Here is a 13,135-nt window from a genome sequence, read left to right as displayed (position 1 = left end):
ACGGGTGGGGAGTGACATGGAACAGATAACAGTGCGCAGCAGGGCGAGGGTCCCTGCGATCACCTGCGGGAGCAGCGCGACCAGTTCGCGCCTCGACCGCCACCTCTCGGTGCTGGGTGGCCCTGCCGTCCCGCAGCGGGAGACGGTCGAGGCGACCTCGCTGATGCGCGAGCTGACCGCGCGTCAGCCGCAGGACCGCAGTGGCAGGGGAGCGCGCGTGCGACGCGTCTCGCTCTTCGCGCCGCTGCGCCGGCTGCGCCGCTCGCTGTTCGGCGGCAAGTAGGGGCCCGCGCTCGGGCGGTCACACCGCCCCTGGTGCAACGCTGCGCACTCGTCGTCCGTCATCCCCACGGCACGCAGCGGCGCCAGGTGTGCACCCGAGCGCGGCCCCGCCCCCAGTCGGTGCCTCATCCCCGCCCGGCAGTGACCGGGGGCGTCGTCCGGCTTCGGTGTTCCGGCGGCCCCTTCACCGCTCCCCGTGCGCGTACTGACGCACGGCCAGCGGCACGAACACCCCGAGCAGCACGGCGCACCACATCAGCGACCCCGCGACGGGATGGGCCACCGGCCAGGCCGCCCCGTCGGGCACAGGGGCGTTGCCGAAGAGGTCCCGCAGGGCCGTCGACACCGCGCTGATCGGATTCCACTCGGCGACCGTCCGCAGCCACCCCGGCAGCCCGCTCGTCGGGATGTACGCGCTGGACAGCAGCGGCAGCAGGAAGGTCGCCCCGCCCAGCTGACCGGCCGCCTCCTCGTTCCGGGTGAGCAGTCCGAGGTAGATCCCGGCCCAGGTGCAGGCGAAGCGGAACAGCATCAACAGCCCGACGGCCCCCACCGCTTGGAGCGGACCGCCCTCGATCCGCCAGCCCACGGCGAGCCCCACCAGCAGGAACGGCACCGTCCCGGCGGCCGTGACCACCAGGTCCGCGACGGCCTGCCCCAGCGGTACGGCCGCCCGGCTCATCGGCAGCGTACGGAAGCGGTTCGTCACGCCCCGGTGCAAGTCCTGGGCCGCCTGGAACATGCCGGCCATGATCCCGCCCGCGGCGGTCGCCACCAGCAGGCCCGGCACGAGGAACGCCCGGTACGCCTCGCCCGGCGTCGCCAGCGCGCTGCCGAAGACGTAGCCGAAGAACAGCAGCATGCTGATCGGCATCGTCTGGGTGAGGATCAGCAGCCCCGGGTTGTTCCGCATCCGCAGCAGCTGGCGGCCCAGCATCGCGGTCCCGTCGTACGCCAGCATGCTCATGCGGCACGCTCCCTTTCGCCGGTCGTGGTGTTTGTGAGGCGCAGGAAGACGTCGTCGAGGGTCGGTGGCCGCAAACTCACGTCGAGCAGCGGCACGCCCGCCGAGTCCAGCGTGCGAACGAGCAGCGGGAGGGTGAGCGTCGGGTCCTTGGTGACCGCGCCGACGGTGTTCCGCTCGTGGTCGAACGACGGCTGCGCGCCCGTGAGGTGGTCGAGGACGGCCGCCGCCTTCGTGAGCGCGTCCGCGTCCGTCACGACGACCTCGGCGTGCGCCCCGACGAGCGCCTTGAGCTGCGCCGGCGACCCGGTGTGCGCGACCCGGCCCCGGTCGACCAGGGCGATGTCGTCGGCGAGTTGGTCGGCCTCCTCCAGGTACTGGGTGGTCAGGAGCACGGTCGTGCCCTGCGCGGTCAGGTCGCGCACCGCCTCCCGGATGAGGTTGCGGCTGGCCGGGTCGAGACCGGTCGTCGGCTCGTCCAGGAACAGCACCTCGGGGCGGCGGATCAGGCTCGCCGCCAGGTCCAGCCGGCGCCGCATGCCGCCGGAGTAGGTGGAGGCGGGCCGGTCGGCTGCCTCGGCCAGCCCGAAGCGGTCGAGGAGTTCCGTGGCCCGGTCGGCAGGGCCGCGCACCCGGTGCAGCCGGCCGAACAGCAGCAGGTTCTGCCATCCGGTGAGCTCCCCGTCGATCGACGTGTCCTGCCCGGTGACCCCGATCCGGCTCCGTACGGCGGCGGCCTCCCGGGCGAGATCGTGCCCGGCGACCCGCGCGGAGCCCGCGTCCGGCCGCAGCAGCGTGGTCAGCAGCCGTACGGCCGTGGTCTTGCCCGCCCCGTTCGGCCCGAGGATCCCGCACACCGTCCCCTCGGCCACCGCGAGATCCAGCCCGCGCAGGGCACGGACCTCTCCGAACCGCTTCTCCAGACCCTCACTAAGTACAGCGTACGTAGAAGTCATGGCAGGACCATAGCGCACTACGTACGCTGTACGTAACTAGGATGGTGGCCGAGGTGATGACCGATGGCGGGCCGAGCGGCCGTACCCGAAGTGATCTGGGCGCGCCCCGAGCGCACCGGCCGTGGGCCGAAACCGGCGTTCACCCGCGCCGACATCGCGGCGGCGGCGGTGCGGATCGCCGACGCGGAGGGGCTGGACGCGGTGTCCATGCGGCGTGTCGCGGCGGAACTGGGTTGCGGCACGATGTCGCTGTACAACTACGTCCCCCGTAAGGAGGACCTGTACGAGCTGATGGTGGACGCCGTCGGTGCCGAGCACGAGTTGTTCGAGCCCACCGGCGACTGGCGCGCCGACATGCTCCGCAACGCGCAGGAGACGCGCGCCATCATGTACCGCCACACCTGGGTGCCGCGCCTGATGTCGGGGATGTTCGGCTTCAGCCCCAACACTCTGCGCTATCTGGAGCACTGCCTGGCCTGCCTCGAACCGCTCGCCGCTCCGGCCGGCACGAAGACGGAGCTGATCGCGCTGCTCAACGGGGTCGTGACGACGTACACCGCGAACGACATCGCGACCGTCGAGCGCACCCGCTCCATGCCGTGGTCCGAGGAGGAGGAGAACGCGGTCCGGATGGCCTATCTGGGCAGCCAGGTGGCCACCGGCGCCTATCCGCGACTGGCCGCGGCCTTCATGGAGCAGAGCGGGCCGGTCGATCTGGAGGGCGTGTTCAGGCGGGCCCTCGAACGCGTACTGGACGCCTACGATCCCGATCTGCGTTAGAGCAGCGCGAGTTGCCCTTCCGGGCCCTCCTCGGGGCCGTCCAGCACCGTGGCCGGGCGGCGGGCCAGCGCTGGCACCGGGAGGACGCCGGCCTCGCGCAGCTCGGTCGTCGTGACGGGGTCGGGGACCGTCGGATCCTCCAGTGGGCGCAGTTCGGCCAGCAGGGCGAGGACCGTGATCAGTTCCAGCAGCTCCGACGTCCAGGTCTGGGGCCATGTGGCGGGGCGGATCGCGGCGAGTGTGCCCGGCTCGGCCTCGGTGACGCGCGCCGTGAACCACTGCTCCAGGACGCGCACCCCGTCCACCTCGAAGTCCCAGGCCTCCGGCGGCACCGGGGAGATGCGGCCCTCGTCCAGCAGGAGAGCCTCCTCGTCCCTGTCGTAGAGCAGGGTCAGGGGGCGGGAGGGCAGCGGGGCGCGGACGTAGGGGCGGCGGCCGCCGGGGAGCTTGGGGCGTTCGCCGTCGCGGCGCATCAGCCACAGCAGCCGGTGGCCCAGCTCCAGGCCTCGCGCCCAGGCGTCGGCGTCCCCGGTGAGCGGGACGGAGAGGTCCGGGCGGGCCGTCGCCGTGATCCAGGCCAGCACGTCCAGCGGTGTGGGGGCGCTGCCCAGGCGGGTGGCCAGGTGCTCCAGCAGGCCGGGGGCGAGGTTCGGCTCCTGCCCGCCCGGTCGCCGGAACAGCGGGCGGATCCGGCCGGGGCGGAGCAGCGGGAGCAGTGAGGTGACGAGCAGGCGTGGGGCAGGGGGGACTGTGCGGACACCCCCTTGGGCCTGGGCTGCCTCCAGCACGAAGACCTGCCGTTCGTCCGCCACCCGCCACAGCTCCGGGCGGGCCGCGTCGATCAGCCGCTGGTCGGGGATCAGCCACTGCTCGTCGAAGGGGGCGCACAGCACGCGCACCGGCTCCGGGCACGGCCCCGAGGCGCGCGCCAGCTTCTCCGTGCCGCTGCCGGCCTGGCCGGGCAACTGTCCGACCGCCGTGTGCGGCGTGCGCGAGCGGGTCGGCTCGAACAGGGTCTCGCGGTCGGCTCCCTCGGCCTTCATCAGGGCGTCCCAGCGGGCCTTCAGGGACGCCGCGTCGGGGCCCGCCGGCCACCCCCGGCCGAGCCGCGGCGGTGCGACGGACCACGGCATGAGGTCCGCCAGCAGCGGAGCGTCGTCGTGCGTCACGCAGGGCATCGTACGACGTGTCGAGCGCCCCGAAAGGGCGCGGGGAACTGCGCGACCAGCCCCCACCGGCCCGCAGGTGCGTCACCACGCTTCCCGCGGAGCGCCTACGTCGCGTCCAGGGTCACCGTGAAGGAGAAGCGGTCCCCCCGGTACTGGATGACGGCCACGTCCAAAGGCCGCGCGCCCGCGTCGTACGTGATGCCCGTGTAGTGCAGGATCGGGCTGAGCAGCGGGACTTGGAGCAGTTTCGCGGTCTCCGGGTCGGCCAGGCGGGCCTCCACCGTGTCCGTGATGCGGCTGATGTCCGCCCCGACGACGTCCCGCAGCACCTTGGTCATGGGCCAGCGGACCAGGTCGTCCAGGTCCATGCGCGCGGCCAGTTCGGGACGCACGTAGTTGCGGGCGTGGTTGGTGGGCTCACCGGTCTTCTCGTCGCTGCGCAGCCGGTGGTACGTCGCCACCTCGGTCAGATCCGGGAAGAACTCGGCGAGTTCGGCCGGCACCGGGGCGGTGCCGTGGTCCAGCAGCTCGGTCGTCATGCCGGACTGCTGGGCCACGATCGCGTCCACCGAGCCGAGCAGACGGACCGGGGAGCCCCGGCGCGCGTGCGGCTCGATGAAGGTGCCGCGCCGGCGGTGGCGCGAGATGAGCCCCTCGTCCTCCAGCTCCTTCAGGGCCTGCCTCATGGTCAGCACGCTCACGCCGTAGTGCCCGGCCAGCTGCTCCTCGGTGGGGAGGCGCAGCGGGTCCTGGGGCGAGCGGCCGAGGATCGAGGCGCGCAGCGACTGCGACACCTGGTACCAGAGCGGCAGCTTGCGGTTCAGGACGATCGAGTCCGGAGCGAAGGAGGTCACGGGCCATCCGTACCGGTCGGGGCTGTTCAGTGCAAGGGACGGAAGTGCCGCTCCAGGCCCTGCCAGACGTCGTCGTAGCGCTGCTGGAGGTGTTCGGCGCGGGCCGCTTGCGGAGTGAGGGCGATCGGCCAGCGCGTCTCGAACATGAACGCCAGGCCGTCGTCGATCTTCTGCGGCCTCAGCTCTGCGGCGCTCGCCCGGTCGAAGGTCTCCCGGTCCGGGCCGTGCGCCGACATCATGTTGTGCAGCGACCCGCCGCCCGGCACGAAGCCTTCCGCTTTCGCGTCGTACGCGCCCTCGATCAGGCCCATGTACTCGGTCATCACGTTCCGGTGGAAGTACGGCGGCCGGAACGTGTCCTCGCCGACCAGCCAGCGCGGGGCGAACACCACGAAGTCGACCCCGGCCAGCCCCGGGGTGTCCGACGGAGACGTCAGCACCGTGAAGACCGACGGGTCCGGGTGGTCGTACGAGATGGTGCCGAGCACATTGAAACGGCGAAGGTCGTAGACGTACGGCACATGGTTGCCGTGCCAGGCGACGACATCGAGCGGGGAGTGGTCGTAGGCGGCCGTCCACAGGTTGCCGCAGAACTTGTTCACCACCTCCACCGGGCCCTCGACGTCCTCGTACGCGGCGACCGGGGCGCGGAAGTCCCGGGGGTTGGCGAGGCCGTTCGCGCCGATCGGGCCCAGGTCGGGGAGGCGGAAGGGCGCACCGTAGTTCTCGCACACATAGCCGCGGGCGGACCCGTCCAGCAACTCCACACGGAAGCGGACCCCACGAGGGATGAGCGCCACATGGCCCGGATCCACATGGAGCAGACCGAACTCCGTGCGCAGCAGCAGCCCGCCGCGCTCCGGGACGATCAGCAGCTCGCCGTCGGCGTCGCTGAACACCCGGTCCATCGAGGCGTTGGCGGCGTAGAGGTGGACGGCGATCCCGGTGCGCTGGGTGACGTCGCCGTTGCCGCCCAGGGTCCACAGGCCGGCCAGGAAGTCGGTTTCCGGCGCCGGGTCGGGGAGGGGGTTCCAGCGCAGGCGGTTGGGGTCGGGCACGGTCTGGGTGAAGGGGGCGGTGCGGATCGAGCCGTTGTGCGTGCGGGTGAACGCCGGGTGCGCGGCCGACGGGCGGATCCGGTACAGCCACGAGCGGCGGTTGTGGGCCCGGGGCTCGGTGAAGGCCGTACCGCTCAGCTGTTCCGCGTACAGCCCGAGCGGGGCCCGCTGAGGCGAGTTGCGGCCCTGCGGCAGTGCGCCCGGGACGGCCTCGGAGCTGTGCTCGTTGCCGAAGCCGGAGAGATAGGTCAGCCCTTCGGCGGTCTTCCGCGCGTCCGCGCCCATGATCGCTGCTCCCTTGCGGTCCGATTCCTCTGCCACCCGATTCCTATGCGCCACCGTAGGATTGCGATTTCCCCGGCGCAAGAGGGACGCGCGGCCCTGTGAGCCCTCCTCTCGACGGAGGAGGAGAACCCGACTCCAGGACGATCCGCCGGCCCGGACGCGCGTTCTAGGCTCCCTGGCATGTCGTGTACACGGAGATCTCGGGCCGTGCTCGCGGTCTGCGTCCTCCTGCTGACCGGATCCGCGGGCTGCGGCTCCGAAGACGCGCAGGAGAACGGGGCGTCGCCCACACCGGCGGGCCGCCTGCTGGAGGACCGGGACCCGCAGGGGCGTCCCTACCGCGAGGTGGCGCGGCGCAACGCCCCCGACGTCGGTATCGAGGTGCAGCCCGACGCGGCCGGCGGCTGGGCCGTACGTCTGGCCGTGCGGAACTTCCGCTTCTCGCCCCCCGGTGCGGCAGCCCGGGCGGTGGCCGGGCGCGGCGTCGCGCGGCTCTACGTGGACGGCCGCCTGGTCGCCCGGCTCCGCGTCCCCGAGCACCGTCTCGCCGACCGCTTCGTACCGCGCGGCACGCACCAGGTCACGGCCCGCCTCCACGCCGACGACGGCACGGTGTGGGCGGTGGACGGCACACCCGTGGAGAGCGCGGCCGAGATCACCGCGTCGGAACCCGGCCCCGGACCCGCGCCGAGCGTGGATGCCCGGCAGCAGCGGACGCACGCGACGGACACCCGGTCCCGGATCACGGACACTCGGCCCCGGATCGGGGGGCGAGGTTCACCGGACCGCGCCGGAAAGGCATCATGAAGCCCGTGCCCCACGCGACATCGCTCCGTCGTGCGCCCGTGCAGCGGCGCAGTGCCGAACGCCTGACCAGGATCCTCGACGCCTGCGCCGACCTGCTCGACGAGGTCGGCTACGACGCCCTGAGCACCCGTGCCGTCGCCCAGCGGGCCGGAGTCCCCATCGGCTCGGTCTACCGCTTCTTCGGCAACAAGCGCCAGATGGTCGACGCGCTGGCCCAGCGCAACCTCGAGCGTTTCTCGGAGCGGGTCACCCAGCGCCTTCGGGAGGCGGGCGACGGGGGCTGGCGTGAGGCCATGGACGCCGTGCTCGACGAGTACCTGGAGATGAAGCGCACCGCTCCCGGCTTCTCCCTCGTCGACTTCGGCAACCAGATCCCGGTCGGCGCCCGCCAGGCCGAACCCAACCACCGCGTCGCCGACCGCCTCACGGAGCTGCTCTCCGGCTATCTCGAGCGGGAGCCCGACGAGGAGTTGCGCCGGATCTTCCTCATCGCCGTCGAGACCGCCGACACCCTCGTGCACCTGGCGTTCCGCATCGCGCCGGAAGGGGACCGGAAGATCATCGAGGAGATGCGGGAGATGCTGCGGGCGTATCTGGCCCGGGTGCTCGACTGACCTCGTCCCGGCCGGGGCCTCCCCTCCGTGCATACCGGTCGGTATGCTCGGGCGCGTCCGTGCGTCACCGTAGCCGCCGCCCCCGGGAGGACCCGTGCCCCGCACCGCCCTGCGTATCTGTCCCCTGTGCGAGGCCACCTGCGGCCTGACCCTCACCATCGAGGGGACGCGCGTCACCCACGCCCGCGGTGACCGCGACGACGTCTTCAGCAAGGGGTTCATCTGCCCCAAGGGTGCCTCCTTCGGGGTCGTCGACGCCGACCCCGACCGGCTGCGCGCCCCGCTCGTGCGCAGGGACGGCGAGCTGCGCGAGGCCACCTGGGAGGAGGCCTTCGACGCGGTCGCCGCAGGCATCCGGCCCGTCGTCGAGCGGTACGGCCCGAACTCCGTCGGCGTCGTCCTCGGCAACCCCAACGTGCACACCATGGCCGGCGCCCTCTACCCGCCGGTGCTGCTCGCCGGGCTCGGCACGCGCAGCGTCTTCACCGCCTCCACGGTCGACCAGATGCCCAAGCACGTCTCCAGCGGACTGCTCTACGGCGACGCGAACGCCATCCCCGTGCCCGACCTGGACCACACCGACCATCTGCTCGTGATCGGCGCCAACCCGCTGGAGTCCAACGGCAGTCTGTGCACGGCCCCCGACTTCCCCGGCAAGCTCAAGGCGCTCAAGGCCCGGGGCGGCACGCTCGTCGTGATCGACCCGCGGCGCACCCGCACCGCGAAGCTCGCCGACCGGCACATCGCCGTGCGGCCCGGCACCGACGCGCTGCTGCTGGCGGCGATGGTCCAGGTGCTCTTCGACGAGGGGCTCGTCGAACCGACCCCGCACGTGCAGGGCGTCGAGGAAGTGGCCGACGCCCTGCGGGAGTTCACCCCCGAAGCCGTCGCCCCGGCCTGCGATGTCGACGCCGCCGTCATCCGCACCCTCGCCCGCGAGCTCGCCGCCGCCCCCGCCGCCGCCGTCTACGGCCGCATCGGCAGCTGCACCGTCCCGCACGGCACCCTGGCCAGCTGGCTCGTCGACGTCCTGAACATCCTCACCGGCAACCTCGACCGGCCCGGCGGCGCGCTCTTCCCGCAGGCCGCCACCGACAAGACCCCGCGTCCCGCCGGGCCCGGCCGCGGCTTCGCCCTCGGGCGCTGGCACTCCCGTGTGAGCCGGCACCCGGAGGCCAAGGGCGAACTGCCCCTGTCCGCCCTCGCGGAGGAGATCGACACCGCCACCGAGGAGGGCGAGCCGGTGCGCGCGCTCCTCGTCGTCGCCGCCAACCCCGTGCTGTCCGCGCCCGACGGGGACCGGCTCGACCAGGCGCTCGACTCGCTCGACTTCATGGTCAGCGTCGACCCGTACCTCAACGAGACCTCGCGCCACGCCGACGTCGTCCTGCCCCCGCCCCCGCCCTCCCAGAGCCCGCACCACGACTTCGCCTTCAACACCCTCGCCGTACGCAACCAGGTCCGCTACACCCGCCCCGCGATTTTGCTGGAGCCGGGCCGTATGGCCGAGACGGAGATCCTGGCGCGGCTGATCCTCGCCGTGACGGGCATGCATGGAGCCGATCCCGCCGTGGTCGACCAAATGGTCATCGACCAGACCCTGGGCAAGGCGGTCAAGGAACCGCACTCGCCCGTGCACGGCCGGGACCCCCGCGACCTCGCCGCCCAACTCACCGGCGACACCGGCCCCGAGCGACGGCTGGACATGATGCTGCGCCTCGGCCCCTACGGTGACGGCTTCGGCGTACGACCGGACGGACTGACCCTGGAGAAGCTGCTCGCGCACCCGCACGGCATCGACCTCGGCCCGCTGCGGCCCCGGCTCCCGCAGCCGCTGAAGACCAGGAGCGGCAAGGTGGAGCTGCTGCCGCAGCCGATCGCGGACGACCTGCCCCGCCTGCGCGCGGCCCTGGCCGAACGCCCCGAGGGGCTCGTCCTGGTCGGCCGCCGTCACCTCCGCTCGAACAACAGCTGGATGCACAACGTGCCAGGCCCTCACCGGCGGCTCCAACCGCTGCACCCTGCGCATCCACCCCGAGGACGCCGAACGGCTGGGCGTGCGCGACGGGGCGCCGGTGCGGGTGAAGGGCGCCGGGGGAGAGGTGACGGCACCCGCCGAGGTCACGGACGAGGTGCGCCGGGGCGTGGTGAGCCTGCCGCACGGCTGGGGTCACGACCGCCCCGGCACCCGTCTCAGCCACGCCGCGACCGACCCCGGCGTCAACGTCAACCAGCTGCTCGACGGCCGCCTGCTCGACCCGCTGTCGGGCAACGCGGTCCTCAACGCAGTGCCCGTCGAGGTCGCCCCCGAGACGGCCCCTGGATGCGCATCCGTGACCGAAAAGCTCACCGCTCTGACCTGAGCAAAGCTGTGACCAGCAGTTTTGCGCTTATTGCTCGCACGTCAACGTCTTGTTAACGCTGCTTGAACGCACCTAACGTCTCGGACACCGCCGGCCCTGGTGGGAGTTCAAGGGCGAACGTTAGGTATCCACTCATGCTGACCATCCTCGGCTTCGCCATGATCGCGACCTTCCTGGTCCTGATCATGATGAAGAAGATGTCGCCGATCGCGGCGCTCGTGCTGATTCCCGCGCTGTTCTGCGTGTTCGTCGGCAAGGGCGCCAAGCTCGGCGACTACGTCCTCGACGGCGTGACCGACCTCGCCCCCACTGCGGCGATGCTCATGTTCGCGATCGTCTACTTCGGTGTGATGATCGATGTCGGTCTCTTCGACCCGATCGTCCGCGGGATCCTCAAATTCTGCAAAGCCGACCCGATGCGGATCGTCGTCGGCACCGCGGTGCTCGCCGCGATCGTGTCGCTGGACGGCGACGGCTCCACCACCTTCATGATCACCGTCTCGGCGATGTACCCGCTGTACAAGCGCCTGAAGATGAGCCTGGTCGTGATGACCGGTGTCGCCGCCATGGCCAACGGCGTGATGAACACCCTCCCCTGGGGCGGCCCGACCGCCCGCGCCGCGACCGCGCTCAAGCTCGACGCCAGCGACATCTTCGTCCCGATGATCCCGGCGCTCCTGGTGGGCCTGCTGTTCGTCTTCGTCCTCTCCTACGTCCTCGGCGTGCGTGAGCGCCGGCGGCTGGGCGTGCTGACGCTCGACGAGGTCCTGGTGGAGGAGAAGGAGACCGAGACGGTCCTCGTGGGAGCCGGCGGCTCCGGCGACGGCAAGGTCGACATGCGCAAGAGCCTCCCGAGCGGCGGCGGCGCGGGATCCGGAGCGGACGCCCCCGAGGACGACGCCCGCGACCAGGACGGCTTCCAGGGCCTCGACCCGAACCGGTCCACCCTGCGCCCCAAGCTCTACTGGTTCAACGCGCTGCTCACGGTCGTCCTGCTCACCGCCATGATCATGGAGTGGCTGCCGATCCCGGTGCTGTTCCTGATCGGCGCCGCGCTGGTGCTCACCGTGAACTTCCCTCACATCCCCGACCAGAAGGCCCGGATCGCCGCCCACGCCGAGAACGTCCTCAACGTCTCCGGCATGGTCTTCGCCGCCGCCGTCTTCACCGGCGTCCTCCAGGGGACCGGCATGGTCGACCAGATGGCCAAGTGGATGGTGGGCGTCATCCCCGAGGGCATGGGCCCGCACATGGCCATCGTCACCGGTGTGCTGAGCCTGCCGCTGACGTACTTCATGTCGAACGACGGCTTCTACTTCGGTGTCCTCCCGGTCCTCGCCGAGGCGGGTGCCGCGCACGGCGTCTCCCCGATGGAGATGGCCCGCGCCTCGCTGGTCGGCCAGCCGCTGCACATGTCCAGCCCGCTCGTCCCGGCCGTCTACGTCCTGGTCGGCATGGCCAAGGTGGAGTTCGGCGACCACACGAAGTTCGTCGTGAAGTGGGCCGCCCTCACATGCCTCGTCATCCTCGGGGCAGGCTTGCTGTTCGGCATCATCTGACGCCCGTGGTCGTCCGACCCGTATGGAGGACATCGTGAGGCCCGGTGGGAACCGCGGCTGGCTGCTCCGCCTCGTCATCGCCTTCAGCTTCGCGCAGGGGGCGGTGTCGATGGCCCGGCCCGCCGTCTCCTACCGGGCCCTCGCGCTGGGCGCGGACGAGCGTGCGGTCGGTGTGATCGCCGGGGTGTACGCGCTGCTGCCGCTGTTCGCCGCCGTGCCCCTGGGCCGCCGTACCGACCACGGCCGCTGCGCGCCCCTGCTGCCCATCGGGGTGGTCCTCATCTCCGGCGGCTGCGCGCTCAGCGGCGTCGCCGACTCCCTGTGGGCGATGGCCCTGTGGAGCGGCGTGATGGGCCTCGGCCACCTCTGCTTCGTCATCGGCTCCCAGTCCCTCGTCGCCCGCCAGTCCGCGCCGCACGAACAGGACCGAAACTTCGGCCACTTCACCATCGGGGCCGCGCTCGGCCAGCTGGTCGGCCCCATCGCCGCGGGCGCGGTGATCGGCGGCGACGACATGACGGGCACCAGCGCGCTCGCCCTGATCGTGGCGGGCGCGATCGGGGCGGTCGCGTTCACCTCGCTGTGGCGCATCGAGCGCCGCCGTACGGCGGCCACGTCCCGCGCGGAGAAGGGCGACCGCGTCCCGGTCGGGCGCATCCTGCGCACCCGGGGGGTGCCGGCCGGCATCCTCATCAGCCTCGCGGTGCTGTCCGCGACCGACATCCTCACCGCCTACCTTCCGGTGGTCGGCGAGCACCGGGGCATCGCGCCGTCCGTGATCGGTGTCCTGCTCAGCCTGCGAGCGGCGGCCACCATCGCGTGCCGCCTGGTGCTGACGCCCCTGCTGCGGCTGCTCGGCCGCACCCTGCTGCTCACTCTGACCTGTCTGCTGGCGGCCCTGCTCTGCGCGGGCATCGCCCTGCCGGTGCCGGTGTGGGCGCTCGGCCTGCTGCTGGTGCTGCTCGGCTTCTGCCTCGGCGTCGGGCAGCCGTTGTCCATGACGACGGTCGTCCAGGCCGCCCCCGACGAGGCCCGCTCCACGGCCCTGGCGCTGCGCCTGACCGGCAACCGTCTCGGCCAGGTCGCCGCGCCCGCCGCGGCCGGGCTGGTGGCGGGGGTGGCGGGGGTGGCGGCGCCGTTCGTGATGCTCGGGGTGCTGTTGCTGCTGTCCTCGGGAGTTGCCGTGCGGTCGCGGGGGGAGCCGGGCGCGGCGGCAGGGGATGTGCCGGAGGAGGCAGAGGGGGAGACGGGTCAGGCAGGGGAAGGGGCGAGTGAGGCAGGGCAAGGGTCGGGCAAGGCAGGGCAAGGGTCGGGCAAGGCCCGCCGGTCGAGGGTGCGGCTGCGCCGGAGAAGCGATGTCTGACGCGTCGTAGGGCGCGGTTGCCTCCGTTTCGGCGGGCATGTGACAGAGAGCCAGGTGACGTGGTGTTTGTGTGAAAATCAT

11 protein-coding genes and 1 pseudogene are annotated in these 13,135 nt (G+C 72.1%); 7 read left to right on the top strand and 5 right to left on the bottom strand.

The window, feature by feature from the left end; translation table 11 throughout:
• The first annotated feature begins 16 nt into the window (after positions 1-16).
• Positions 17-283: a hypothetical protein gene (locus V8690_RS08215; protein ID WP_086841716.1), complete on the top strand. Its 267-nt coding sequence runs from the start codon at positions 17-19 to the stop codon at positions 281-283.
• 183 nt (positions 284-466) lie between these two features.
• Here the strand turns inward: V8690_RS08215 and V8690_RS08210 are convergent, their stop codons facing one another.
• Together V8690_RS08210 and V8690_RS08205 are read right to left on the bottom strand one after the other, a co-directional pair.
• A complete protein-coding gene (locus V8690_RS08210) occupies positions 467-1,249 on the bottom strand; it encodes an ABC transporter permease (protein ID WP_338776907.1) in 783 nt (260 codons plus the stop codon).
• Complete coding sequence (locus tag V8690_RS08205; RefSeq protein WP_338776905.1) at positions 1,246-2,202, bottom strand: ATP-binding cassette domain-containing protein; 957 nt, start codon at positions 2,200-2,202, stop codon at positions 1,246-1,248. Before V8690_RS08205 ends, V8690_RS08210 begins: the two co-directional genes overlap by 4 nt.
• 63 nt (positions 2,203-2,265) lie before the next feature.
• Between V8690_RS08205 and V8690_RS08200 the strand changes: the two genes are divergently transcribed.
• Positions 2,266-2,982, top strand: coding sequence for a TetR/AcrR family transcriptional regulator C-terminal domain-containing protein (locus V8690_RS08200; protein WP_338776904.1), 717 nt, complete (start codon positions 2,266-2,268; stop codon positions 2,980-2,982).
• Here the strand turns inward: V8690_RS08200 and V8690_RS08195 are convergent.
• From V8690_RS08195 to hmgA, 3 genes are all read right to left on the bottom strand, one after another.
• Positions 2,979-4,160 carry a type ISP restriction/modification enzyme gene (locus V8690_RS08195; protein ID WP_338776902.1) on the bottom strand — a complete coding sequence of 394 codons (1,182 nt, stop codon included), beginning with the start codon at positions 4,158-4,160 and terminating at the stop codon, positions 2,979-2,981. The two genes, V8690_RS08200 and V8690_RS08195, sit on opposite strands and share 4 nt — an antisense overlap.
• A 95-nt stretch (positions 4,161-4,255) precedes the next feature.
• Positions 4,256-5,005 carry a GntR family transcriptional regulator gene (locus V8690_RS08190; protein WP_338776901.1) on the bottom strand — a complete coding sequence of 250 codons (750 nt, stop codon included), beginning with the start codon at positions 5,003-5,005 and terminating at the stop codon, positions 4,256-4,258.
• A 26-nt stretch (positions 5,006-5,031) separates the two neighbouring features.
• The gene (hmgA, locus tag V8690_RS08185) at positions 5,032-6,348 is read right to left on the bottom strand and encodes a homogentisate 1,2-dioxygenase (RefSeq protein ID WP_338785285.1); all 1,317 of its coding nucleotides are present in this window, start codon (positions 6,346-6,348) and stop codon (positions 5,032-5,034) included.
• Positions 6,349-6,528: 180 nt separating this feature from the next.
• Here hmgA and V8690_RS08180 point away from each other — a divergent pair, with 180 nt between their 5' ends.
• The 5 genes and pseudogenes from V8690_RS08180 (at position 6,529) to V8690_RS08160 (ending at position 13,054) form a co-directional block, all read left to right on the top strand.
• Positions 6,529-7,155, top strand: a complete 627-nt coding sequence (locus V8690_RS08180) for a hypothetical protein (RefSeq protein ID WP_338776900.1) — start codon at positions 6,529-6,531, stop codon at positions 7,153-7,155.
• Complete coding sequence (locus V8690_RS08175; RefSeq protein ID WP_338776899.1) at positions 7,152-7,769, top strand: TetR/AcrR family transcriptional regulator; 618 nt, start codon at positions 7,152-7,154, stop codon at positions 7,767-7,769. The genes V8690_RS08180 and V8690_RS08175 overlap by 4 nt, the downstream gene beginning before the upstream one ends.
• 94 nt (positions 7,770-7,863) lie before the next feature.
• Positions 7,864-10,132 (top strand): annotated as a pseudogene (locus tag V8690_RS08170) (molybdopterin oxidoreductase family protein).
• A 134-nt stretch (positions 10,133-10,266) separates the two neighbouring features.
• Positions 10,267-11,691, top strand: coding sequence for a CitMHS family transporter (locus tag V8690_RS08165; RefSeq protein ID WP_338776898.1), 1,425 nt, complete (start codon positions 10,267-10,269; stop codon positions 11,689-11,691).
• Positions 11,692-11,725: 34 nt separating this feature from the next.
• Positions 11,726-13,054 (top strand): MFS transporter, encoded by a 1,329-nt coding sequence (locus V8690_RS08160; protein WP_338776897.1) that lies wholly within the window; start codon positions 11,726-11,728, stop codon positions 13,052-13,054.
• The last annotated feature ends 81 nt before the right edge of the window (positions 13,055-13,135 follow it).

It is taken from the genome of Streptomyces sp. DG1A-41 (assembly GCF_037055355.1).
Classification (GTDB): domain Bacteria; phylum Actinomycetota; class Actinomycetes; order Streptomycetales; family Streptomycetaceae; genus Streptomyces.
Note: the sequence above shows the minus strand (reverse complement) of the source record. Positions and strands in the feature narration are given on the sequence as shown.